The sequence below is a fragment of the Bifidobacterium phasiani genome, from assembly GCF_019331775.1.
GTDB classification, from domain to species: domain Bacteria; phylum Actinomycetota; class Actinomycetes; order Actinomycetales; family Bifidobacteriaceae; genus Bifidobacterium; species Bifidobacterium phasiani.
Genome location: NZ_JAHBBD010000019.1, coordinates 1 through 24358, shown reverse-complemented (window position 1 = coordinate 24358; position 24358 = coordinate 1). Strand labels below are relative to the sequence as shown.

Annotated in this window: 20 protein-coding genes and 2 pseudogenes; 6 read left to right on the top strand and 16 right to left on the bottom strand. The window is 69.4% G+C overall.

Annotation, left to right across the window (positions count from 1 at the left end):
- Window positions 1-101 precede the first annotated feature (101 nt).
- The 3 genes from KIH73_RS08155 to KIH73_RS08145 all read right to left on the bottom strand — a co-directional run bounded on the left by KIH73_RS08155 (window position 102) and on the right by KIH73_RS08145 (window position 2997).
- Window positions 102-1445, bottom strand: coding sequence for an ATP-binding protein (locus tag KIH73_RS08155; RefSeq protein ID WP_219082379.1), 1344 nt, complete (start codon window positions 1443-1445; stop codon window positions 102-104).
- Window positions 1435-2151, bottom strand: a complete 717-nt coding sequence (locus tag KIH73_RS08150) for a LytR/AlgR family response regulator transcription factor (RefSeq protein ID WP_219082378.1) — start codon at window positions 2149-2151, stop codon at window positions 1435-1437. Before KIH73_RS08150 ends, KIH73_RS08155 begins: the two co-directional genes overlap by 11 nt.
- Before the next feature lie 105 nt (window positions 2152-2256).
- Window positions 2257-2997 carry a GNAT family N-acetyltransferase gene (locus KIH73_RS08145; protein WP_219082377.1) on the bottom strand — a complete coding sequence of 247 codons (741 nt, stop codon included), beginning with the start codon at window positions 2995-2997 and terminating at the stop codon, window positions 2257-2259.
- Window positions 2998-3317: 320 nt separating this feature from the next.
- On the opposite strand from KIH73_RS08145, the gene bcp reads away from it, so the two are divergent.
- Window positions 3318-3839, top strand: a complete 522-nt coding sequence (bcp, locus tag KIH73_RS08140) for a thioredoxin-dependent thiol peroxidase (protein ID WP_219082376.1) — start codon at window positions 3318-3320, stop codon at window positions 3837-3839.
- A gap of 10 nt (window positions 3840-3849) precedes the next feature.
- Here the strand turns inward: bcp and KIH73_RS08135 are convergent, their stop codons facing one another.
- Window positions 3850-4092, bottom strand: a complete 243-nt coding sequence (locus KIH73_RS08135; RefSeq protein ID WP_219082375.1) for a hypothetical protein — start codon at window positions 4090-4092, stop codon at window positions 3850-3852.
- A gap of 1015 nt (window positions 4093-5107) precedes the next feature.
- Here KIH73_RS08135 and KIH73_RS08130 point away from each other — a divergent pair.
- Window positions 5108-5536, top strand: a complete 429-nt coding sequence (locus KIH73_RS08130; RefSeq protein WP_219082374.1) for a glycerophosphodiester phosphodiesterase — start codon at window positions 5108-5110, stop codon at window positions 5534-5536.
- Between the two features lie 176 nt (window positions 5537-5712).
- Here the strand turns inward: KIH73_RS08130 and KIH73_RS08125 are convergent, their stop codons facing one another.
- The 10 genes from KIH73_RS08125 to KIH73_RS08080 form a co-directional block, all read right to left on the bottom strand.
- Window positions 5713-7302, bottom strand: coding sequence for an MDR family MFS transporter (locus tag KIH73_RS08125; protein WP_219082373.1), 1590 nt, complete (start codon window positions 7300-7302; stop codon window positions 5713-5715).
- 226 nt (window positions 7303-7528) lie between these two features.
- Window positions 7529-7783, bottom strand: coding sequence for a glutaredoxin domain-containing protein (locus tag KIH73_RS08120; RefSeq protein ID WP_219082372.1), 255 nt, complete (start codon window positions 7781-7783; stop codon window positions 7529-7531).
- A 75-nt stretch (window positions 7784-7858) separates the two neighbouring features.
- Window positions 7859-8608 carry a gamma-glutamyl-gamma-aminobutyrate hydrolase family protein gene (locus KIH73_RS08115; protein ID WP_219082371.1) on the bottom strand — a complete coding sequence of 250 codons (750 nt, stop codon included), beginning with the start codon at window positions 8606-8608 and terminating at the stop codon, window positions 7859-7861.
- 219 nt (window positions 8609-8827) lie between these two features.
- Window positions 8828-10249 (bottom strand): replication-associated recombination protein A, encoded by a 1422-nt coding sequence (locus KIH73_RS08110; protein WP_219082370.1) that lies wholly within the window; start codon window positions 10247-10249, stop codon window positions 8828-8830.
- An 86-nt stretch (window positions 10250-10335) separates the two neighbouring features.
- Window positions 10336-12894 (bottom strand): DEAD/DEAH box helicase, encoded by a 2559-nt coding sequence (locus tag KIH73_RS08105; RefSeq protein ID WP_219082369.1) that lies wholly within the window; start codon window positions 12892-12894, stop codon window positions 10336-10338.
- A gap of 77 nt (window positions 12895-12971) precedes the next feature.
- Complete coding sequence (locus KIH73_RS08100) at window positions 12972-14018, bottom strand: PPK2 family polyphosphate kinase (protein WP_219082367.1); 1047 nt, start codon at window positions 14016-14018, stop codon at window positions 12972-12974.
- A 168-nt stretch (window positions 14019-14186) separates the two neighbouring features.
- Complete coding sequence (locus KIH73_RS08095) at window positions 14187-15362, bottom strand: amino acid ABC transporter permease (protein ID WP_219082365.1); 1176 nt, start codon at window positions 15360-15362, stop codon at window positions 14187-14189.
- 6 nt (window positions 15363-15368) lie between these two features.
- Window positions 15369-16046, bottom strand: a complete 678-nt coding sequence (locus tag KIH73_RS08090) for an amino acid ABC transporter permease (RefSeq protein WP_219082363.1) — start codon at window positions 16044-16046, stop codon at window positions 15369-15371.
- 2 nt (window positions 16047-16048) lie between these two features.
- A complete protein-coding gene (locus tag KIH73_RS08085) occupies window positions 16049-16870 on the bottom strand; it encodes a glutamate ABC transporter substrate-binding protein (protein WP_219082361.1) in 822 nt (273 codons plus the stop codon).
- Between the two features lie 89 nt (window positions 16871-16959).
- Window positions 16960-17769: an amino acid ABC transporter ATP-binding protein gene (locus KIH73_RS08080; protein ID WP_338023984.1), complete on the bottom strand. Its 810-nt coding sequence runs from the start codon at window positions 17767-17769 to the stop codon at window positions 16960-16962.
- Between the two features lie 406 nt (window positions 17770-18175).
- Between KIH73_RS08080 and KIH73_RS08075 the strand changes: the two genes are divergently transcribed.
- The 3 genes and pseudogenes from KIH73_RS08075 to KIH73_RS08070 all read left to right on the top strand — a co-directional run bounded on the left by KIH73_RS08075 (window position 18176) and on the right by KIH73_RS08070 (window position 20426).
- Window positions 18176-18343 carry a hypothetical protein gene (locus tag KIH73_RS08075; protein WP_219082359.1) on the top strand — a complete coding sequence of 56 codons (168 nt, stop codon included), beginning with the start codon at window positions 18176-18178 and terminating at the stop codon, window positions 18341-18343.
- A gap of 514 nt (window positions 18344-18857) precedes the next feature.
- Window positions 18858-18989: pseudogene (locus KIH73_RS11225) on the top strand (zinc-ribbon domain-containing protein); the annotation flags it as partial.
- Window positions 18990-19259: 270 nt separating this feature from the next.
- A complete protein-coding gene (locus KIH73_RS08070) occupies window positions 19260-20426 on the top strand; it encodes a DUF6273 domain-containing protein (RefSeq protein WP_236022672.1) in 1167 nt (388 codons plus the stop codon).
- A 451-nt stretch (window positions 20427-20877) separates the two neighbouring features.
- On the opposite strand, the gene aspS is transcribed toward KIH73_RS08070, so the two are convergent.
- The gene (gene aspS / locus KIH73_RS08065; RefSeq protein WP_219082355.1) at window positions 20878-22671 is read right to left on the bottom strand and encodes an aspartate--tRNA ligase; all 1794 of its coding nucleotides are present in this window, start codon (window positions 22669-22671) and stop codon (window positions 20878-20880) included.
- Entirely contained in the window at window positions 22668-24068 is a 1401-nt protein-coding gene (gene hisS / locus KIH73_RS08060; RefSeq protein ID WP_219082353.1) for a histidine--tRNA ligase, read from the bottom strand. The genes aspS and hisS overlap by 4 nt, the downstream gene beginning before the upstream one ends.
- Window positions 24069-24162: 94 nt before the next feature.
- Between hisS and KIH73_RS08055 the strand changes: the two are divergent.
- Window positions 24163-24358 (top strand): annotated as a pseudogene (locus tag KIH73_RS08055) (DUF349 domain-containing protein); the annotation flags it as partial.

The following is a 24358-nucleotide window of genomic DNA, read 5'->3' as shown; positions in this document are numbered from 1 at the left end:
TCCGGGCGGGCGCCGCCGTGCAAGAAACGACGGTTTCGGCGCGTGAACGACATCGGACACGCCACCGCCCCGCGGCTCCCGCGGGTCCGCGGCCGGCGGCGCTAGCGCAGGGGCAGCACGATGTTGACGAGGAAGACGCCCCGCTGCGCCGTCATGGTCATCGCCCCGCCGTAGCGTTGGGCGATCATGCGCATCGAACGCGTGCCGAAGCCGTGGTTGCGCGTGTCGTCCTTGCTGGTGCGCGGCAGTCCATCGACGAACCGCACCTGCCCGGCGAACGGGTTCTCCACGTGGATGAGGGCCATGCCCCGGTCCCGGCGGACCGTCAGCCTGACGTAGCGCTCCGCGTCGCCGTCCAGCCTCTCCACCGCCTCGATCGCGTTGTCGACGGCGTTGCCGACCAGCGCGTAGACGTCGGTCGGCCGCATGAACCCGAGCGCCGTGCCGTCGACGACGCGCTCGAACGCGATGCCGTGCTGCCCGCATACCAGCGAGCGGTTCGTCAGCAGCACGTCGAGCGCCTCGTTGCCGGTGTGCGCCGAGGCGTCGTAGAGGCCGACGGTCCGGCTCAGCTCGTCGATCTCGTCCTGCGATATGCGGTTGCCGAGCAGCGACAGCTGCCGTTTGATGTCATGCGCCTTGACGTTGATCAGGTCGATGGTGGCCTTGTCGCTTTCCAGCTGGGAGCGCTGCTGGCGCAGCATGCCGCGCAGCATCGCGTCGTCGCGTTCGGCCAGCTCGCGGTTGACGATGTCGTCCAGCAGCACGAGCACGAAGACGCACATGAGCATGCGCGTCAGCATCGTCAGCGCGTACGCGCCGGAGGACACCTCGCCCAGGCCGGCGTAGTAGTCAAGCTGGCAGGAGAACACGTCGACGCACAGCATCACGCCGACGAACACCATCACCAGCCGTGGACTGCCCCCGTAACGTTCCAGCGTGCCGTGCAGCGGCCGGGCGAACAGCACGTAGCCCACGGCGAGCAGCGCCGCCGACACCGCCAGGAACGCCAGCGACTCGTCACAGCGCGTCGAGGCCGACCAGGCGCGCGGCGGCCACGTCGTCAGCAGCCGCGTCGCGCAGTACACGGCGTGCTGCAGCGACACCGCGGCCACGACGACGAACACCGCCTGCCATCGGCCGATGTCGAAGCAGCGGCGGATCGCCGCGTACAGGCACGCGTACAGCAGCACGAACCGGAGTGCCATCGCCGGGGTGGCGGCCCATGGCGCCGTGGACGAAATCATCGCGTACGGGACGACGCCCACGCGGTAATGCGTGAGCACGGCCACGCCGACGAGTCCGGCCGCGCACAGCGCGACACGCACGGCGAACCGCCGCCGTCGCGGCGCCCCGTGCACGAACATGGCCGCGCACGCCATGAGTTCGACGACGAACCCGTTGAGCAGCGGCAGCACGACGCGCAGCGCCACGTCAGCCCACATGCGCGTTTCCCTCGGCCGCCGCGAACCCTTCGAGGAACGCCCGGCGGTACGCGCGGCCGATCGGCAGCTCCGTGCCGTCGTCCATCGTCAGCGAGGCCGCGCCGATGTCGGCGATGTGCAGTCGGTTGGCCAGATACGCCTTGCCGCAGCGCAGGAACCCGTGCTCCCGCAGCCGCCGTTCGATGTCGCCCATCGTCCCACCGACGGCGGTCTCGCCGCCGTCGCGGCTGTGGAAGTGCAGCGTGTGGCCAGTCACCTCCACGTATACGACGTCGCGCAGCTGGATGCGGCGCATGCCGCCCCGGACGGTCAGCATCAGCGAGTCCTCGTCGCGCCGGCAGCGGATCGCCGCGCCCCGCAGCTTGCGTGCGAACGTGCGGTAGTCCACGGGCTTGACGATGTAGTCGTACGCGTCCACCTCGTAGCCGCGGATCGCCAGCCGCGCGACGTTGGTGACGAAGACGAGCACCGCGCGCCGGTCGATCCCGCGCAGCCGTCGGGCGGCCTCCATGCCGTCCATGTTCGGCATCTCGATGTCCATGAACACGATGTCGTAGTCCGGCCGGTACGTGTCCAGGAAGGTCGTCGGCTCGCCGTAGACCGTGATGTCGAACTCGACGCCGCTCTCCTCGCCGTAGCGTTCGACATACCGTGCCAGCAGGTCGGCCGCCGGCCTCTCGTCCTCGATGATGGCCACCTTGAGCATGCTCCGCCTTTCTCCCGGTACCGAATCTAGCACGCTCGCACGGATGGTCCCGAAGCCCGGCCACGGGGGTTCGGGGTCTCTCCGGGCTTCGGCGGGCGCGGCGGATCAAGGCATTCGGCGCGGCCGGGCGACCGGCGATCCGTCGTAGAGCAGCTGTCCGTCGATCTCCGCCCGCCGCGTCAGCCCGCGGTGGTCGTAGAACCCGACGTCGCAGCCGCCGTCGGTGTACAGGAAGTACGCGCGCACACCCGCCTGGAGGAACCGGGCCATCATCCAGTCGAACAGCCGGCCGCCCAGGCCGAGCCCGCGCGCCCACGGCTCCAGGATCAGCAGCACGACCTCGGCGTCGTAGCGTCGTCCCCGGCGTGCGGCCGCGGCGGACAGCGCCCGGTTGGTCCGTTCGGTGCGCAGCAGCCGCGCAAGGTCGCGGCGGCCGTCGCGCGTGGCCGTCAGCGGCAGCAGCAGGCCCGCAGCCCGCAGCAGGTGGCGGTTCGGAAGCGTGGCGCGGCCGCCGGCGCCGCGCACACCGCCCAGGATGACGCCCGCCACGACGCCGTCGACCTGTGCGACGGCCGCGTGCGTGGTGCGGGCCAGGCACGATTCGAGGTCGGCGGCCGCGATGCGCCGCCGGTTCGCCGCCGCGTCGCCGCCATGCCAGGTGCGCAGCAGCAGGTCGGCCAGTACCGGGTAGTCGGCGCGGCGCAGCCCGCGCAGTATCGTTTCGGCCGATGCAGACCTGGCTGGCGCCGCTTCGACCGACGTATCGCACGATGCCGCGGACCGCTGCGCCGTGCCATGCCGCGTCGTGTCGCGCCGCACCGCGGCCCACCGCATCGTGTCGTCCATCGCCGTCTCCCTCCGCCCCGTCGCGGTCCCACCGGCCGCCGCGATTCCACGGTCCGCCATGGACAGCGGCGATCGCCCGGCCATGCCGTCCGTTCCGGCCACGCCGTTCGCCTCAGCCACGGCATCCGACTTGACCATGCTACCTGCTCCGACGTTTCAATCGCGCCGTCCGTTCCAGCCGCACCGTCCGGCCCGGTCACGCTCCGTGCAGACCGCTCATCCGCCCGACTCGACGTCCGGGCGCCGCCGAACCGCCGCGCCGAATCAGCCGACGGCCGAGGCGATTGCGGACACGCCGCCGCCATGCCTACGATGGCGCCATGACCACGACCGATGACACCACCGCTGCACCGACCCCCGAACCGCTGCCGGAGCACCTCGCGCCGGGATGCGCCGCCCCGGATTTCACGCTGCCCGCCGACGACGGCGGCACCGTCACGCTGTCCGCGCTGCGCGGCCGCAAGGTGATCGTGTACTTCTACCCGGCGGCGATGACACCGGGGTGCACCGCCGAGGCCTGCGACTTCCGCGACAACCTCGCGCGCCTGACCGCCCTGGGCTACGAGGTGCTCGGCATCTCCAAGGACTCACCGGACAAGCTGCGCCGCTTCCGCGAGCGCGACCATCTGACCTTCCCGCTGCTGTCCGACGCCGATCTGGCGGTGCACCGCGCGTACGGCGCCTACGGCGAGAAAAAGCTGTACGGCAGGACGCACGTCGGCGTGCTGCGTTCGACGTTCGTCGTCGACGAGCACGGGACGATCACGGTCGCGCGGTACAACGTGCGCGCGAAGGGGCACGTGGACTCGCTGCTCAGGGCGATCGACGCCGCGTCGCGCTGAGCGCCGCTGCTCAGAACACCAGCGAGAACAACGCCGGCAGCGCCGGGAGCGTGATGGTGCCGCCGACCAGCACCAGCAGCAGGCCGAGGAACAGCAGCGGCCGCACCGCGCTCCCCTCCCACGCCGGCTTGGCGCACAATGTGCGCACCCCGTAGGTGATGCCGGCGAGGCCGAACGAGACCAGGCCGAACAGCAGCATCGGCCCGCCCAGCACCAGCAGTCCCATCTGCGAGAACAGGTTCACATCCAACATCGTCGTACCATCCTTTCCTTGTCCGGGGCGTCGCCGTCCGTCCATAACCCGCCGACCGGCCGCGGGCCCCGCCGCCTGCCACCGCAGGAAGCGGTCCGCCCGCCCGCCGTCACCGGGCCGGCTGACGCATCCGTGGCGGAAGGCGGCGTTCGGCCGGGCGGCCCATCACTCGCGCACCCGGCCGATCGCCGTTCGCCGCCGGTCGCCGCCCGTCCGCGCCTCGGCTTCGGATCGGATCCGGAACCGCGGCGGTCCGTAACGGCGCCGCCCACCGGCGGTGTGGTTCCAGCATCCCGCGCGGACCGCCGCGCCGCACTCATGCGTCGGAATGACGGTTCGCCGGCCCTGTCCGTTTCGCCGGCGCCGCATCATCCTTGAGGATTACGGGATGTCCCGGCGCTCCGGGCGGCACCCCGCGATTCGTTGGCCCGCGGCCGGCCAACGCCCATGGCCGAAGCGGCGCCGTGCCCTGCGACACCGCGGCCCCGCGCCCTGCGACACCGTGATCCCATGCCCGGTCCGGCGCCGCCGATGCGGCGCATCTCCGACATGGCGCCCCATGCGGCCGACGCCCCCATGTAGCCCGACGCCCCCATGACCCGTGGCGAACGCCCGACGGGCGGGTTGCCCGTCCTCCCCATGCGGCACCCTCCCGGATTCGCACATTTCGCATAGCAACCACACAATCGGCGAACAAATCGAACAAACGAACAACACATAAATCTCACGCGACACCAACCGAACATCACTTATGTTATTTTTCATGGAATTTACATGGATTCCCAAAGCCCGGGATTCCGCCGAAAAGCGGGCCCAAATACCTTCCGTTAGCGATAACAACATTGTGTTTGCTTACTTTTCAGCTCACAGACCGTGCTATTGTTGATCACGGACGTCAACGGCGGACACAGAAAAACTTCCTGTGAGGTTTATCAAAACTGTTGTTCGTTTTCACGTCGAAACGAACACATCATCATGACCGTCGGCTCCCACCCGACGGCAGAAAGGTCCAGATATGGCAGACGAAAACAACAAGAAGGTCATCACCGTCGATCTGGCGATGTTCGGCGAGGACGCGGCCGCCAAGACCGCCGCCGCCAACAAGGTCGCCAAGGAGCTGGGCATCAGCGACGAGGCGCTGGCCCAGGTCGAGGACTTCAAGCAGCAGCTCACCGACCACGACGCCTGGGATCTGCCGTTCATGGGCTACGTGAACGAGGACGGCTACGGCTACGCCTACGTGCCGGACGCCGCCATCTGCCACACCCCCTATTGGGATGCACACAAGGCGTTCATGGACCTGCCCTACGACGTGCAGACCGCGTTCGCGATCCGCATGCTGTTCACCCACCGCCCGGTCGACCGCTACGGCGCGGACATGTTCCTGCACTACCATCGTGGCTTCGAGGTCCAGTTCGTCGGATCCGGCGCCAACAAGTACTGATTCCACGGCCTTCCATCCCACCGGCGGAATCGACGGCGAACAAGGGTGGTGTGCGGCGCAACGGCGCGTCGCACGCCACCCTTTCCTTATATCCCTTTCCTTCACACGCCTCGTCCCCGGATCCGCCGCCGGCCATCGCCGACGGCGGATGCGGGGACGACGCGGGGTCCGCACGCTCAGGCGCGCCGCTGGCGGCGGGCGCGGAACATGAACGCACAGGCCAGCGAGGCGAGCGCGATCACGCAGATCAGCACCATCACCGCGAAGGTCCAGGCGCCGCCGACCGCGGTGGCGTGCACGAACTCGGCGCTGCCCTCCGCGCCGTGGCCGGCCTGGGCCACGGACAGCACGGTGGAGAACAGCGCGGTGCCGGCGGCGCCGCCGAACTGCATCGAGGTCTGGAACACCGCATTGCCGTCCGGAGTGAACGCCGGCGGGACCTCGCGCAGCGCGCTGGTCATGATGTTCGAGAACTCGAGCGCGTAGCTGAAGTTGAAGACGAAGTAGAACACCATGAGCAGCATCGGGCTTAAATGCATCGAGAAGATCAGCATGAGCAGCGGGCCGACGGTCGCGACGGCGAACGCGGTCAGGATCGGGCGGGTCGGGCCGAACCGGTCGTACAGCATGCCGCCGATCGGGGCGCAGATCGCGCCGATCAGCGCGCCCGGCAGCACGAGGGCGCCGGCGAGGAACGCGTCGGCCCCCAGCGACAGCTGCGCCAGGTTGGTGATCACATAGCCGTAGCCGATGCCGACCATCGGCAGGATCGCGTACGGCAGCAGGTGCAGCAGCACGACGCGGTTGCGCAGCCAGCCGAGGCGGATCAGCGGCGAGAACGACCTCCTGGACGACCAGCCGAAGAACAGCAGCGAGCCCAGGCCGACGACCAGGCTGGCCACGGCGACGGCCGACGCCGTGGCCGCATCGCCGCCGCCGACCATGGCGCCGATCGCCACGCCGCCCTGGTTGAGGAACAGGATCAGCCCGGACAACGCCAGCACGATGGCCAGGAACTGCAGCGGGTTGAGGCGCGCCTCCTCGGTCGGGCGCTTCTGCTCAATGCACTTCAGGCCCACCGGCAGCGAGACGAGCAGGACGATCGGGATGACGATGACGTAGATGGCGCGCCACGGCAGCACGCTGGTCACCGCGCCGCCCACGGTCGGGCCGATGGCCGGCGCCACGGTGATGACCAGCGAGCCGACGCCCATCAGCCGGCCGATCTTGGAGCGCGGCGACTGTTCGAGGATGATGTTCATCATCAGCGGGGTCGCCATGCCCGAGCCGACGCCCTGGATGACGCGCGCGACGAGGATCAGCGGGAAGGCGTGGCCGACGATCATGATCGCCGAGCCGAGCACCGCCAGCACCAGCGCGGCGACGAAGATGGATTTGTTGGTGAACCGGCGCTTGATGAACGACGACAGCGGCATCGTGGCCGCGACCGCCAGCAGGTAGATCGTCGTGATCCACTGCACGGTCGCCGTGTCGACGCCGAATTCGCCCATCAGCTCCGGGAAGAGCACCGTCATGACCGTTTCGGTCAGGATGCCGATGAACGCCAGCGAGCCCACCGCCACGATGGCGCCGATCAGTTTCAGCGGGATGCGCTCGTCGACCGCACCCTGCCGGTTATCCCCCTGTTGGTTGGTTGCCACACTCGTTTCCACGAATCTCTCCTGTTGTTCCGTCGTCAGTGCACATGCCGCCGCATACCCGCGGGCATCGTCGGCATCATTGGTATCTTGCCCGCGCGTTTCCATGGCGCATTTCGGGTCGGATTCGGGCCTGGTCGCGCTCCGCATGCGTTACGTATGACGCTCATGCTTCACGTTCGCGTATGGCGTTCAGGCCAACTACAGAGTGTAACCCATGGCTGGACCATGTCTCGGCTTACGAGACCTGGTTATGGACATCAGGACGACGATACACCCCGGAGGGGGGCACCGCGGCCTCCCCCGGGGGCGTCCGGTCGGTCCGCCGGACCGGTCAGATCAGGCCGAGCTCCTTGAGCTTGCCGGTCAGCTGCGGGTTCGTCGGCTCGACGAACACCGTGCCGTCCTCGAACAGGATGACCGGGATGTGCTTCTGCCCGCTGATCTGCTCGGCGCGTTCGGCCGCGCCCTCCTCCGACTCGATGTCGTGGTGGCGGTACGCGACGTGGTACCGGTCGAACACCTGCTTGGCGCGGCGGCAGTCGCCGCACCAGTCGGCGCCGTAGAACTCGATGGTCGGTTCGCTCATGGTTTCCTCCTGTCGGATGTCTGTTGTCTGTTCTCGGATGCTAGAAACGGCCGCGCGCCGCGGAATCACGCCACGCTAGGCGTGCCGCCCGTCGCGCGCCGCGTCGACGAAGGCCCTGAAGATCATGCGGCTGCGCGCGTCGACCTTGTGCAGGAACTCGGGGTGCCACTGCACGGCCCAGCAGAAGCGCGACTCCGGCCGGTACAGCGCCTCGACGACCCCGTCGTCGGCCTTGGCCATCACCGTCAGCCCCGGCGCGACCACGCGCACCGCCTGGTGGTGGTAGCTGTTCACCGCGATGCGCCCGCCCTCGCCCGCCGCCGCCATCAGCTCGGCGAGCGGCGTGCCCTCGACCAGCGTGACCTCGTGCCCGAGCAGGTCGTACGGCGGGTTCGGCATGTGGTGCTCCACGTCGCTGGGCACCTCGGTCGGCAGGTCGTGCCACATCGTGCCGCCCAGCGCCGCGTTGATCAGCTGGATGCCGCGGCAGATGCCCAGGATCGCCTTGTCCGCCCGCAGCGCCTCGCGCAGCAGCACGGGCTCCATGCGGTCGCGCTCGGGGCTGAGCTCCGGCTTGGTCGCCAGGTACGCCTCGGTCACGGACTCGCCGTACAGCTCCGGCGAGACGTCCTGGCCGCCGGTGAACAGGATGCCGTCGCACATGCCCACGAGTTGGCGGATGGCCGCCTCGTCGTCGGTGAGCGGCAGCATGACGGGCACGCCGCCGGCCTCTATGACGCCGTCCATGTAGCCGGGCAGCATCCACAGGCTCTCGCGGCCGTAGTCGACCAGCGGCACGATACCGATCAGCGGACGTTCGTTCATGGGGTCACCTCGCAATGCGTCATCGTACGTGTCGTTCGCGGCCGACACGGGCGTATCGCCGCCCGCCGGCCGGCATGGCCACGGACGCGGGCCGTCGCCCCGCCCGCCATACCGCCCCATGATACGGAGCCGAGCCGACCGGCGCGGCGATTGAGCCCGGGGCGCAAGGCGCATGCCCACAGCCGCCGGCATGCGGGTCCGCCCGTGCCCCGCGTCGCCCTAGGCGGCGCCACCCGGCGACCTTCCGTCCGACGCCCCGCCGTCCGGCGCCGCGCCGCCCTGCCCGGAGTGCAGGATGCTCCGGATCCGCTCGAGCCGCGGGCCGACCTCGCGCTCGTAGCCGCGGTCGTTGGGATGGTAGTACTCCCGCCCCGCCAGCTCGTCGGGCAGGTACTGCTGCGGGGCGACCGCGCCTGGCCAGTCGTGCGCGTACCGGTAGCCCTCGTGGTTGCCCCAGCTCTTCATCAGCGTGGTGGGCGCGTTGCGCAGGTGGCGAGGCACCTCGCCGATTCGGCCGGCGTCGACGTCGGCGAGCGCCTGGTCGATCGCCAGATAGCTGGCGTTGGACTTCGGCGCGGTGGCGACGGCGACGGTCGCCTCGGCGAGGATGATGCGGGCTTCGGGCATGCCGATCATCGCGACGGCCTGCGCGGCGGCGACCGTGACCTCCAGGATCTGCGGGGCCGCCATGCCGACCTCCTCGGCGGCGGCGATCATGATGCGGCGCGCGATGAACCGCGGGTCCTCCCCCGCGCGGATCATCCGCGCCAGGTAGTGCAGCGCGGCGTCGACGTCGGAGCCGCGCATCGACTTGATGAACGCGGAGATGACGTCGTAGTGGTCGTCGCCGCCCTTGTCGTAGCGCACGGTGGCCACGTCCATGACCTGGCCGACGACCTCGGGGGTGATCACCGGCCGTCGGGCGCCCTTGCGGCGCTCCCTGTCCCCGGTGAGCGCGCCGGCCGCCGCCTCGAGGATGGTCAGCGCCTTGCGGGCGTCGCCGCCGGCCATGCGGACGATCTCGTCCACGGCCTCGTCGCTGGCGCGCACCTCGCCCTTCAGGCCGCGTTCGTCGTTCAGGGCTCGTTCGACCAGCGTCCTCAGATCGTCGGGCCCCAACGACTCGAGCTTGACGACGACCGACCGGCTCAGCAGCGGCTTGATGACCGAGAAGCTCGGGTTCTCCGTGGTGGCCGCGATGAACGTGACGTCGCGGTTCTCGACGCTCGGCAGCAGCGCGTCCTGCTGGGACTTGGAGAAGCGGTGCACCTCGTCGATGAACAGCACGGTCTCCCTGCCCTCGGCCACAAGGCGGCGGTGCGCGCGGTCGAGCACGGCGCGCACGTCCTTGACGCCGGAGGTGACGGCCGACAGCTCCTCGAACACGCGGCCGGACTGCCTGGCCACGATGTAGGCGAGCGTCGTCTTGCCCACGCCGGGCGGCCCGAACAGGATGATCGAGCTCGGCGCGGTCAGCGAGCCCTTCGAGGCGGGGTTCGCCAGACGTCGCAGCGGCGAGCCGGCCCCCAGCGCATGCGACTGCCCGACCACCTCGTCGAGGGTGGACGGGCGCATGCGGACCGCCAGCGGGCGGGTCACGTCGTCGGGCGCGTCGGTGGCGGCGAACAGGTCATCGGTCATGCCCACCAGTCTACTCACCCCGCTCGAACAACTGTTCGACCGCGTCGCCCGTCCGGCGCGGGCGGCGACGCGGTCGACGCGCCCGGTCAGTCGCCGACGCGGTAGTCGTGGAAGACGACCTCGCCGGACTCCTGCGTGGCGTCGAGGTCGACGACGCCCTCGATGGCCCAGTCGTGGTCGCCGTCGGAGTCGTCGATGATCTGGCGCACCTTCCAGGTGTGCTCGTCGCGCTCGTGCGCGTCGTCGAGCATGAACAGCTCGGCGGAGCGCGCCCGCGCGTCGGTGTTCACGTATTCGTGCGCGTCGTAGAAGTCGTCGAGCGCGTCCTCCCACTCGTGCACGCCGTAGCCCCAGTCCTTGTCGAGCGCGCCCAGCTCATCGGGGCGGTCGAGGTCCATGAGCCGCACGCGGCGGAACATCGCGTTGCGCACCAGCACTGTCAGGCCGCGGCGGTCCTCGACGACGGCGTCGCGCGCGCCCGGCGCGGCGGCGTTCAGGGCGGCGCGCTCGGCGTCGGCCGACGATCCGGCGTTCTCCCACTCGTCGACCAGGCTGGAGTCGATCGAGCGGACGACCACGCGCAGCCAGGCGATGATGTCGCGCAGCTGCTCGTCGCGCTTCTCCGGCGGCACGGTGCGCGACAGGGCGCGGTAGGCGTCGGACAGGTAGCGCAGCAGCGTGCCCTCGGAGCGGGCGATGTTGTAGCGGGCGATGTACCCGGTGAAGTCCGAGGCGGTCTCGACCATGTCGCGTACCACGGACTTCGGGCTCAGCCAGTAGTCGTTCGCCCACGGCACGTCCTGGCGGTAGCGGCGGAACGCGGCGTCGAGCAGCTCCTCCAGCGGCTTGGGGTAGGTGATCTCGGCGAGGCGCTCCATGCGCTCGTCGTACTCGAGGCCGTCCTCCTTCATCTCGGCCATCGCCCTGTCGCGCGCCTGGCGCTCCTGCGCGCGCAGCACCTGCTTGGGGTCCTCGAGCGTGGCCTCGACCATCGAGATCACGTCGAGCGCGTACGTGTCCGACTCGGGGTCGAGCAGTTCGAGCGCGGCGAGCAGGAACGGGCTGAGCGGCTGGTCGAGCGCGAAGTCCTCGGGCACGTCGACGGTCAGGAAGTAGTCCCTGCCGCCGTCGCCGCGCTCCTCGGTCTCGATGACGCCGGTGTCGAACAGCGTGGCGAAGATCTCGTCGGCGCGCCCGTGCAGCCGCTCCTTCTGGTCGGGGGTCTGCGAGGAGTCGTCGATGAGCCGGTCCACGCGCCGGCGGGCGTCGCCGCCCTGCGCTACCTCGTTGAGCACCATCGAATGCGTGATCTTCAGGTGCGGCGCCAGCGTCTCCGGCGCGGCGTCGATGAGCTTGTCGAAGGTGGACCGGTTCCAGGTGACGAACCCCTCCGGCGGCTTCTTGCGCTTGATCTTCCTGAGCTTCTTCGGGTCGTCGCCCGCCTTGGCGATCGCCTTGGCGTTCTCGATCTCGTATTCGGGGGCCTCGGCCACGACCAGCCCCTCGGTGTCGAAGCCCATGCGGCCGGCGCGGCCGGCGATCTGGTGGAATTCGCGGGCGCGCAGGCGGCGCATCCGCGAGCCGTCGAACTTGGTCAGCGCGGTGAGCACCACCGAGTGGATCGGCACGTTGATGCCCACGCCGAGCGTGTCCGTGCCGCAGATGACCGGCAGCAGACCCTGCTGGGCCAGCTGCTCGACCAGGCGGCGGTAGCGCGGCAGCATGCCGGCGTGGTGGATGCCGACGCCGGTGCGCAGCAGCCGCTGCAGGATCCTGCCGAACGCGGTCGTGAAGCGCGTGCCCTTCATCGCCTCGGCGATCGCCTCGCGCTGCCGCTTGCTGGACACGCCCGTCGAGGCGAGCGCCTGCGCGGTCTCCAGCGCGGCGTCCTGGGAGAAGTGGACGACGTAGATCGGCGTCTCGCCCTTGTCGAACAGCAGCTCGACGGTGTGCTCCAGCGGCTTGTCGGTGTACTCGTAGGCGAGCGGGACGGGGCGCGGGGCGTCGGCGATGATGTCGACGTCCGTGTCGGTCATGTCCTCGAGCTTGTCGGCGATGGCGTCGACGTTGCCGAGGGTCGCGCTCATGAGCAGGAACTGGGTGTCGGGCAGCGTGAGCAGCGGCACCTGCCACGCCCAGCCGCGTTCGGGGTCGCCGTAGTAGTGGAACTCGTCCATCGCCACGCAGCCGACGTCGGCGCGGCGCCCCTCGCGCAGGGCCTGGTTGGCGAGGATCTCGGCGGTGCAGCAGATGATCGGCGCGTCGGCGTTGATGTGCGTGTCGCCGGTGATCATGCCGACGTTGTCGCGGCCGAACACCTCGACCAGGTCGAAGAACTTCTCGGAGACCAGCGCCTTGATCGGCGCGGTGTAGTAGGAGCGCCTGCCGGTGCACAGCGCCGCGAAGTGCATGCCGAGCGCGACCAGCGACTTGCCGGAGCCGGTCGGGGTGTTGAGGATGACGTGGTCCCCGGCGAGCAGGTCCATGATGGCCTCCTCCTGGTGGGGCCACGGATCGATGCCCTTGACGTCGGCGACCCAGCCGAAGAAGCGGTCGTAGATCTCGTCGGTGTCGATGTTGCGCGGGCCCTCGTCCCAGTCCGGGGCCAGCGCCCCGAGCGACCCGTATCCCTGTTCGTCTGCCATAGTCCACGAGTCTATCCGGCGGCTTCTACCGCCGCCGCGGCGAGCCGGGCCGGACCGGGGGCCGCCGGCGCCCCGGCTCAGTCGGCGGCGAGGCGGCGGCGCGCCTCCTCGGGGTCGCACGCCAGCGGCGGCCAGGTCAGGTTCATCGTCTTCAGCGTCGTGCGCAGCAGCTCGGAGACCACGGCGCGCGAGTACCAGCGGTTGTCGGCGGGCACGAGGTACCACGGGGCCGTCGGCGTGGAGGTCTTCTCGAAGACCTCCTGCCAGGCCGCCATGTAGTCGTCCCAGCGTTCTCGGGCGTCGAGGTCGCCGGCGTCGAACTTCCAGAACTTCGTGGGGTCCTCCAGCCGGCCGAGGAAATGGCGTTTCTGCTCGTCACGGCCGAGCACGAGGAAGATCTTCAGGATCGCGCAGCCGTCCGCCGCCAGCTCTCGCTCGAACCGGTTCACGACATCATAGCGGGCCCGCCACACCTCCTCCGGGTAGGTGCCGTACACATGGGGCATGACGATGTCCTCGTAGTGCGAACGGTCGAACACGGCGATCCAGCCGGGCTGCGGCAGCTCGCGCTCGACGCGCCACAGGAAGTCGTGCCGCAGCTCCTCCTCGCTGGGCTTGCCGAACCCGTGGTAGTGGATGCCCATCGGATCGCCCTGGCGGAACACGTGCCGCACGATGCCGCCCTTGCCCGAGGCGTCCATGCCCTGCAGCACGATCAGCAGGCGGCGGCGCACGCCCCTGACGCCGTTGGCGTACAGCAGGCGCTGGTAGCGGGCGATCTCGCTGGAGCTGATGTCGATGAACCGCTCGCCGTCCTCGCGGCCGCCCTCGAACCCCGGCGTCGCGCCGCTGTCCACGTCGTCCACGCGCACCCCGGGATGGAAGACCAGCCGCTGGGCGGGCGGCAGCGACCACACCATGCTCAGCAGGTCGCTCGAGCGCGCGGCCCGCGCCATGCGCTCGGACAGCGTGCCCTCGTTGTCGATGCTGTCCACGCTCTCGCGCGCCGCATCCAGCGCCCGGTCGATCAGACGGCGGTCCAGGCGGCCGCGGCCGTCCTTGTCCCTGCCCTTGCCGTCCTTATCCTTGCCGTCCCTGCCCTTGCCGTCCTTGTCCTTGGCCATCAGCTGCTCCCGTCGTCGGACCGATGGCTTTCAGTCGTACGCCGCGAAGCGCGAACGGGCAAATCGGCCGGGAGTGTCACCGGGCGTCCGCGCTCACGGCGAAGGCCGCCGCCCTCCATGCGAGAGCGACGGCCTTCGGATGCGTCGGCACGGCCCGCCGGCGCGGGCCTACTTGGCGGTATCCTTGCCCCCGTCCTTGGACTCGGAGCCCTTGGACTCGGAGCGGCCGAAGCCGCCCTTGCCCTTGCGCTGGGAGCGCAGGGCGGCGGGGAACTCGCCGGTCAGCGGGTCGACCTGGCTTTCCGGGTGCGTCTCGTCGTAGCCCTGCATGTAGCGGGTGCGCCGCCATTCGCGGATCGAGGCGTTCGAGCCGCGGTGGTGCACATGGTACTGGCGTTCGCCGGCGCCGGCGCTGAACCGCCGCTCCTCGACCTCCTTGGCCACGGCGATCTGGTTGACGTTCGACGGGTCCATGATCGCGATCGGCGCGACGGCCTCCGCCTCGGTCGGGGCGGCGGTGCGCGAGCGCATCTTCTCGGGCAGCCATTCGGCCAGGCGCGACAGCAGCCAGCAGATGACGAAGTAGATCACCGCGGCCACGACCAGCGTCTGCAGGATGTTGAAGTACATCGAGCCCAGACGGCGCGACTCCTGCAGCAGGTCGGTGTACATGATGATCGAGCCGAGCGCGGTGTCCTTGAGCACGACGACCAGCTGGGTGACGGCCGCGGGCAGCATCGCGAAGATGGCCTGAGGCACCTCGATCTGCATCAGCGACTGGGTCTCGGTCAGGCCCAGCGCCAGCGAGGCCTCGCGCTGGCCGCTCGGCAGGTTGCCGACGCCGGAGCGCACCAGCTCGGCGACGACCGAGCCGTTGTACAGGATCAGCGCCAGCACCACCGCCCAGTACGACGAGTTGCCGATGCCGGCGAAGGCGAAGCCGCGCCAGAAGAAGATCATCATGAGCAGCACCGGGACCGCGCGGCAGAACTCGACGACCACCGCGGAGACGGCGCGGGCCAGCGGGTTCGGCAGCAGGCGGCCGACGCCGAACACCAGGCCGAAGACCACCGAGCCGATGACGGCCACGATCGAGGCCTGGATGGTCATCCACAGGCCGGGCAGGTAGAAGTCGGTCCAGGCCTCGCCCTCCAGGGCGGGACGCCACAGCTCCCAGTCGAGCTGGTTCTCGCCGTCCGGCGGATTGTGCAGGCGCAGCAGGATCAGCACGACGACGATCGCGAAGATCACGCCGGCGATCCAGTTGGCGATGCGGATCATGCGACGGCCCTTGGGACCCGGCTGGTCGAACAGGACCGAGCTCTCATTGTTCTTCGATGCCATGCGCGATCACCTCCTCACCGCGAGCTTGTTGGACAGGTACGTGGTCAGCACGCCGATCGGGATGATCATGATGACGTACCCGATGGCGAAGATCAGGAAGATCTGGACGATCGCGTCCGCGTGGAACTCGATCATCTCCTTCATCAGCGACGACGTCTCGGTGGACACCGACGCCGCGGCGGCGACCGTGGAGTTCTTCAGCAGCGCGATCAGCGTGTTGCCCAGCGGCGCGACCGAGCCGCGGAACGCCTGCGGCAGGATGATCAGCGACGCCGACTGCATGAAGTTCAGCCCCAGCGCGCGGGCCGCCTCGGCCTGGCCGAGCGGCACCGTGTTGATGCCGGAGCGCAGCGCCTCGCACACGAACGCGGCCGTGTACAGCGACAGGCCGGTGACGGCGAGCCAGAAGAAGTTCGTCGCGAACGTGTCGGAGAACTCGAGCTTGAGCTGCGCGTACACGCCGAGCACCATGAACACCATGATGATCGTCAGCGGCATGTTCTTGAACAGCTCGACGTAGGCGCCGGCGACCGTGCGCAGCGAGGAGATCGGCGAGATGCGCATCATGACGAGCACCACGCCGAGGATCAGCGAGAACAGCGCCGACCACAGGGTCAGTTCGATGTTCACCAGGAACGCGCCGAGCACGTCGTATTCCCGGAACAGCTCCATGAACGCGTCCATCCTCACTCCTCCCCTTCGGTCGGCACGGGCGGGTTGTAGTCCGGATCCGGGCTGTAGTCGGTGCCCTCGGTGTTGTTCTCGATGGCGCGCTGCCAGGATCCGTCCTCGATCATCTTCTCGATGGCGTCGTTGATCCGCGCGGCGAGCTCGCGCTCGCCCTTTTTGATGCCCACGCCGTAGTACTCCTGCGTGAACGGCTGGCCGACCACCTTGAGCTGGCCGCGGGCGGCGGACGCCAGGCCGGCGAGGATGATGTCGTCGGTGGTCACCGCGTCGACGATGCCGGAGAACAGCGCGGTCGCGCATTCGGCGTAGCCGGGCTGCTCCATGAGCTGCACCTCGTCGGCGAACTGCTCCTTGACCGTGACGGCGGAGGTCGAGCCGGTCACCGAGCACAGGCGCTTGCCGTTGAGGTCCTCGGGGCCGTCGATCTCGGTCTCGTCGGCGCGCACCAGCAGGTCCTGCCCGGCGACGAAGTACGGTCCGGCGAAGTCCACGACCTCCTTGCGCGAGTCGGTGATCGAATAGGTGGCGAGGATCATGTCGACGTCGCCGTTCTGCAGCATGGCCTCGCGCTGGGCCGACGGCGCCTCCTTCCAGATGATCTCGTCCTCCGAGTAGCCCAGCTCCCGGGCGATGTACTTGGCCACGTCGACGTCGAAGCCGACGTAGGTGCCCGACTTCTTGAAGCCCAGGCCCGGCTGGTCGAACTTGATGCCGATGCGGATCTTGCCTTCCTCGTCCGCGCCGCAGCCCGCCAACGCCACGGTGCACACGAGCGCGCACATGGCGGCAAGCGCGCGTGTGATTGCTCTCTTCTTCATACACGTCCTTCGGATATGCCCCGCGGGGCGGCGGCGCGGCCGGTCCGGCCGGATGCGGCGCCATGCGGCCCGTCGGGGGAATCTGGCAGTTAGTGGGTCAGGATCTTCGAGAGGAAGTCCTTGGCGCGGTCGGTCTTCGGGTTGTCGAAGAACTCGTCGGGGGTGCCGGATTCCAGGATCTGCCCGTCCGCCATGAACACGATGCGGTCGGCGGCCTTGCGGGCGAACCCCATCTCGTGGGTCACGCAGATCATGGTCATGCCCTCGTGGGCGAGCTCGACCATGACGTCGAGCACCTCGTTCACCATCTCGGGGTCGAGCGCGGAGGTCGGCTCGTCGAACAGCATGACCTTGGGGCGCATGGCGAGCGCGCGGGCGATGGCCACGCGCTGCTGCTGGCCGCCGGACAGCTGCGAGGGCATCTTCTGGGCCTGCGAGGCGACGCCCACGCGGGCGAGCAGGTCCATCGCCAGGTCCTCGGCCTCCTTCTTGTCCATGTGGCGCACCTTGATCGGCGCGAGGGTGACGTTCTGCAGGATCGTCTTGTTGGCGAACAGGTTGAACGACTGGAACACCATGCCGACCTCGGCGCGCAGCTGGGCGAGCTCCTTGCCCTCCTGCGGCAGCGGCTTGCCGTCGATGCGGATGACTCCGGAGTCGATGGTCTCCAGGCGGTTGATGGTGCGGCACATCGTCGACTTGCCGGAGCCCGAGGGGCCGACGACGACGAGCACCTCGCCCTTGTCGACGGAGAGGTTGATGTCCTTGAGCACGTGAAGGTCGCCGAAATGCTTCTCGACGTGGGTCAATTCGACCAGCGGATGGCCGGCCTCATCCGCCCCGGGCACCAGCGGCGCCAGCGGGCGGGCATTCTTCGTTGCTTCGTTCTTATCTGACATGGGGGTCAATTATACCGGGGGGTCGTTACGAGGCTTCGAAATACACCGGTTCCGCAGGCCCGGGGCACGCCCGACCCATCGGCCGGGGCGGGCGGGGCCGGGCGCCGGCGGTCCCGCCCGGACGGCCTCGCGCGACCATGGCCGCGTGGGGACGCGAGGGCCGGGCAACGGTGTTCGGACGGCCGGTCACGCAACCGCGGACACGTGACCGGCCGTGCGATCGGGGCCGTGTACGGGTTGGAGAAGGCTGCGGCCAAGCACCTGATTGACCGGCCGTGTGATCGGGCTCGTGTGATCGGGCTCGTGCGATCGGACCGCATGACCGGAACCATATGACCGGACCGCATGACCGGGCCGTAGGATCGGCGTCGCGGCCCACGGCCGCACCGGAACTATCATGGGATGTATGGCCGAGCGGAAGACAGTCAGGCAAATGGGACCGGACGAGCTGAAGGAGTACGCGGCCCGCGGGCAGCGCGAGCACGACGAGGCTGAGCAGGAGCTCAGGCGCCGGTGGGACTCCTTCGACGATCTGCTCCCCCATACGGAGTTCCGTTCGATTCTCGACGACTAGCCCGGCGGCGTGGGACTTCGATCGCCCCGACGCCCTTGACGGTTCGCCCGATCGACGTTCACGGCCTGAAACCAACCGTCGCCCGGGCCTCCGTCGCCTCCGGCCGGTTCACGGGATTGACCCGAACAATCCCGTGAACTGACGTCACGATGAAATCGAACATTCGCGCCCGGTATTCCGCGGATACCGATGTGCGAAAACGTGCGATTCCATATCGTTCCGGTTCACAGGATTTCCGGCTTCCATCCCGTGAATTAGGTAAACGTTGCACTTTCGTGAGGAGGCGCGCCACACCCACCGCCGCGCCTCACGCAAATTCCAATCGGACGGCCCACCAGCCCGGCATGGCCACGGATCGGGCGCCGGCGACAGCACCGGCTACGGCCGCGGCGGCCTGCCGACCGCCCGGCATGGCGTCGGGGCGAGTAGGCTGGGAACCGTCAGGGGATCGCACAAGTCCGGCCACGGACGGTCATGGGCGGGCCCGCACAACGGAGCGTGAAGGAGGACCGCGATGATCTGCCGGCGATGCGGCGCCGAACTGGATGAAGGCGCACGATTCTGCACCGAATGCGGAACCCCGGTCTCTGCAGCGCCCGCACAACCGGCATGCGCGGCCTGCGGCACACCGCTGGAACCAAACGCGCGGTTCTGCACCGTCTGCGGCGCACCCGTCGCCGACGCCCAGAACGACGCGCAATACCCCGCCGCGACGCCCTCCGCGCCCGACGGAACATCGACCGTGCCCGATACCGCGCCGACCGCCGCCATGCCGCCGATCACGCCCTCCGGCACGCCGATGCCGCAGCCCGCAATGCCCGACCAACCGCCGGTTACACCGGCAACCTCCCCAATCGGTCCATCGACCATCCCGGCGGCCAACCCATCGTCCGCTCCGACAACCGGCGCATCACCCATGCCGCCGAATCAGAACGCCGCGCCCGTCGTCCCGCCGGGCCGGAACGTCGCGCCCGTCATCCCACCGAACCAGAACGGCGCACCCGCCGTACCGCCATCCGCGCCGCCGGCGAACGGCGACCGGCGCGGGCGGCATACCGCCGCCGTCATCGTCGCCATCATCCTGGTCGTCATCCTGGTCGCCGGCACCGCGATCGCGGCCGCGCTGACCGACGGCTTCGGACTGCTCGGCGACAACGCCTCCACATCGCAGTCGGCGCAGGACAACGGCAACGCCGACAGCGAGAGCGACGCCGACCAGTCCGATGCCAACGACAACGACGACCAGGATGCCACGGCCGGCGACAGCGACGACAAGGACACGGACACCGGCGACGACGGCGCACGCAACCCCGAGGTCCGCGACGCCGTCGACGACTACTCCTGGGAGGAGCTCTCGCGGATCTCCGCGCTCATCGCGGCGGCCGGCGACGACGAGGAGGGCCTGGCCGTCGCCGAACGCTACCACCTGTGCGACTCCGACGGCACGTTGGACGGCTCGCAGCGCAAGACCGTCACGCTGAAGGACGGGACCGAGACCTCGGCGCAGATCGCCGGGTTCCGCCAGGACGAGCGTTCGGACGGCGGGCTGGCGGGCATCACCTTCATCTTCACCGACGCGGTCGCCACGCACGCGATGGACGCGGGCGACTCGAACGCGGGCGGCTGGCGCGACAGCGACCTGCGCGGCTGGATGAACTCCGAGATCCTGGCGCGGCTGCCCTCCGACCTGCAGCGGACGATCGTGGCGGCCGACAAGTACACGAACAACGTGGGGCACACCTACGACGCCGATGCGGTGACCGTGACCTCGGACAAGCTGTGGCTGCCCTCGTACAACGAGATCATCGGCGACGTCGACGCCTCGCTCAGCGACAACCTCGAGGTCTTCAACGCGGAGGGCGACAAGTACCGGCTGTTCGTCGACACCGACGTGCTGTGGAGCGCCGAGAACCCGATCCTGGTCAAGCATCTGGCCGGCGGGTCCGAGCCGGTCTCGTGGTGGCAGCGCTCCCCCTACCCGGACAACGCCGACTACTTCATGGACACCGGCGCCGACGGCATCCCCTTCTACGCGCACGTGCCCGGCAAGGACTTCGGCGTCGTGCCGGGATTCTGCATCTAAGCGCCCGGCCGCGCGGCCGCGTTTCGAAGGCGGCCGCCGGTCGCGACGATGAGACCGTCCGCTTGCCGCCCGGCCGCGCCATCCGCGGCTTCGCCGTCACACGGGCCGTCACGGTCCCGTCCGACGCGCGCGATGCACGCCCGCATCCTTCCTCGCCGCACCCGTGTCGCCGCGCACGGACATGGCACGCACGCGGCGACGCACCACCGATGCGCCGCGCATCGCCGCGGGCACGGCCCCACGGCGGCTGACTGTCGGCGCGGCCATGACGGCCCGGTCGGCGACACGGCCCCGCAGGCGCCGCGACGACGACGCAACAGACGAGCGCCGCCCGCCCGCATCCGGGACGCATGCCGGGGCATGTCGTCGGGATGCGGGCGGGCGGCGCTCATCGGACGTCACCGATCGCAGGTCGCGGCGCGGCCCCTTGGGTCATGCGCCGCGACCGCCGTCACTCGTCCTCGTCCGGGTCGTAGTCGACGCCGGTCTCGGCGCGCTGCTCGTCGCTGATCGGGGCCGGGGCGCCGGTCAGCGGGTCGCGGCCGCCGCCGGCCTTCGGGAAGGCGATGACCTCGCGGATGTTGTCGGCGCCGGCGAGGATCTGCACGGTGCGGTCCCAGCCGAGCGCGATGCCCGCGTGCGGCGGCGCGCCGTACTTGAACGCCTCGAGCAGGAAGCCGAACTTCTCGTCGGCCTCCTCCTTGGAGATGCCGAGCACGTCGAGCACGCGGTCCTGGATGTCGTCGCGGTGGATACGCACCGAACCGCCGCCCATCTCCTCGCCGTTGCACACGATGTCGTAGGAGTCGCTCATCGCGTGCTCCGGGTCCTGGTCGAAGCGGTCGATCCAGTCGGCGGACGGCATCGTGAACGGATGGTGCATCGACGTCCACTTCGAGTGGCCGACGGCCACGTCGTCGTCCTCCTCGTCGGTGGACTTGAACAGCGGGAAGTCCACGACCCAGGTGAACGCGAACTCGTCGGGCCGGAGCAGACCGGCGCGCTCGGCGAGTTCCACGCGCACGGCGCCGAGCAGGTTCTGCGAGGCGGTGCGCGGACCGGCGGCGAAGAACACGGCGTCGCCGTCCTCGGCGCCGACGGCCTGCTTGAGGCCGGCGCGCTCCTGCTCGGACAGGTTCTTGGCGACGGGTCCCTTGAGCTCGCCGTCCTCGGTGAACTGCACGTAGGCGAGTCCCTTGGCGCCGCGCTGCTTGGCCCACTCCTGCCAGGCGTCGAACTGGCGGCGCGGCGTGGAGGCGCCGCCCTTGAACAGGACCGCGCCCACGTACGGGGCCTGGAACACGCGGAACGGCGTGTCCTTGAAGTAGTCGGTGAGCTCGATCAGCTCGTTGCCGAAGCGCAGGTCCGGCTTGTCGGTGCCGTACTTGTCCATGGCCTCCTGCCAGGTGATGCGGCGGATCGGCAGCTGGACGTCGTAGCCGGCGGTCTTCCAGATCGCGGCGATGACCTTCTCGGCCATCGCGATCACGTCCTCCTGGTCGACGAACGCCATCTCCATGTCGAGCTGCGTGAACTCGGGCTGGCGGTCGGCGCGGAAGTCCTCGTCGCGGTAGCAGCGGGCGACCTGGTAGTAGCGCTCGACGCCGGAGACCATCAGCAGCTGCTTGAGCAGCTGCGGGGACTGCGGCAGCGCGTACCAGGAGCCGGGCACCAGGCGGGCCGGCACCAGGAAGTCGCGGGCGCCCTCGGGGGTGGACTTGATCATCGTCGGGGTCTCGACCTCGGTGAAGCCCATCTCGTCGAGGGCCCGGCGCGCGGCGCGGGCCATGTCGGAGCGCAGCCTGATGTTGCGCTGCATCGAGGGGCGGCGCAGGTCGAGGTAGCGGTACTTCAGACGCACGTCCTCGCCCGGCAGCTTGTTCTCGGACTCGTTCTCGAGCGCGGTGGAGACCTGGAACGGCAGCGCGTCGGACTTGGCGAGCACCTCGATGCCCTCGGCCACGACCTCGACGCGGCCGGTGGCCAGATGCTCGTTCTCGTTGCCTTCCGGACGCAGACGCACGGCGCCGACGACGCGGATCACGAACTCGCTGCGCAGCGGGCGCGCCATCTCCTCGTCGTTGATCACCACCTGCACCAGGCCGGAGCTGTCGCGCAGATCGACGAAGGCCACGCCGCCATGGTCGCGGCGACGGTCGACCCAACCGGCGAGCGTCACGCGTTCGCCGACGAGGCCCTCGGTGACTTCGGTGGCATGATGTGTTCTGTAAGCCGTCTGGCTCATTCCTGCTCTCCTTGAAGTTCCACGGTTTGCCGGGCAACCACAGTATCCGGCTCCCACGACTTGGCATCGGCCGGCGTCTGCTCGCCGGTCACGATGTTCTTGACCTCGTCGACGGCGGTCGGATCGGAGCGGTCGGCGGGGAACCACACGTAGGGAATGCCGAGTTTGTCCGCGTACTTGATCTGCTTGCCGAGCTTGGCGGCGGTGGGGGCTACGTCGGCGGCGATGCCGCGGGCGCGCAGCTCGTTGGCGATCGCGTTCGAGTCGGCGCGGTCGGCCTCGTTCCACACGGCGACGAGCACGGCGGCCGGCGAGACGCGGCTGGCGTGGGCGCCCACCGTGTGCAGCATGTACGACACGAGGCGCGACAGGCCGATCGACAGGCCGACGCCCGGGTACTTGCGGTTGCCCTGCGAGGCGAGGTTGTCGTAGCGGCCGCCCGAGCAAATCGAGCCGAGCGAGGCCGCGCCGTCGAGGAACGTCTCGTACACCGAGCCGGTGTAGTAGTCCAGGCCGCGGGCGATCTTCAGGTCGGCGATCACCGAGCCGGGGCGGATGCGGGCGGCCTCGTCGACGATCATCGCCAGCGTGTCGAGGCCCTGGCGGGCCAGCGCGTAGGCGTCCGACTCCTTGGCGATGCCGTGCTTCGCGCACAGCGCGTCGAAGCGTTCGGCCAACTCGGCGCCGTCGGCGGCGGTCAGTTCGGCCAGCTCGAGGCAGGCTGCGGCCTGCGCCTCGTCGGCGCCGCATTCGCCGACCAGCAGCCTGGCCACCTCGTCGGCGCCGATCTTGTCGAGCTTGTCGATCTCGCGCAGCACGCCCTCGACGTCGCTCAGCCCCAGGCCGCGGTAGAAGCCCTCGGACAGCTTGCGGTTGTTGGCGTGCACGGTCGCCTTGGGCAGGCCGAACTCGCGCAGGCGCTCCAGGGCGGAGACCATGACCAGCGGCAGCTCGACCTCGTAGTGCTCGGGCAGCTCGCCGTTGCCGACCACGTCGATGTCGGCCTGGACGAACTCGCGGAAGCGGCCCTCCTGCGGGCGCTCGCCGCGCCACACCTTCTGGATCTGCCAGCGCTTGAACGGGAACGCGAGGTCGCCCGAATGCTCGACCACGTACCGGCTCAGCGGCACGGTCAGGTCGAAGTGCAGGCCGAGCCGGTCCTCGACCGGGGTGTCGTTCTCCTGCCCGACCTCCTGCAGGCGGCTCAGCAGGTAGATCTCCTTGCTGGTCTCGCCTTTCTTCAGCAGGCTCGATCCCTGCTCCACCGCGCGTGTCTCGATGCCGATGAAGCCGTTGAGCTCGAAAACCCTACGGAGCGTGTCGATGACACGCTGCTCCACAACGCGTTCAGAGGGGAGCCACTCTGGAAATCCTGATATTGATGCGCCTTTTGCCACGGTTCCCTATAATAAATGAGGTCGCGGAAAACGCACCGGTGGTTCCGGGGCGTCGACGCGACCCCTCCAACACTCGAAGCTTAAGGAGCTGGCCATGGCCGACGAGAATGTCACCGCACCCGAGAATATCAACGACCCCACCGCGCAGGCGACGACGCCCGCACCTGATGGACAGGCCAGCGTCACGCAGGACACGCCGGCGGAGCAGCCGGAGGCCACGGTCGCCGAGACCGTCGAGGTCGCCGCCGAGCCGAAGGCCGACGCGCCGAAGCCGGCCCCCACCCCGGCGT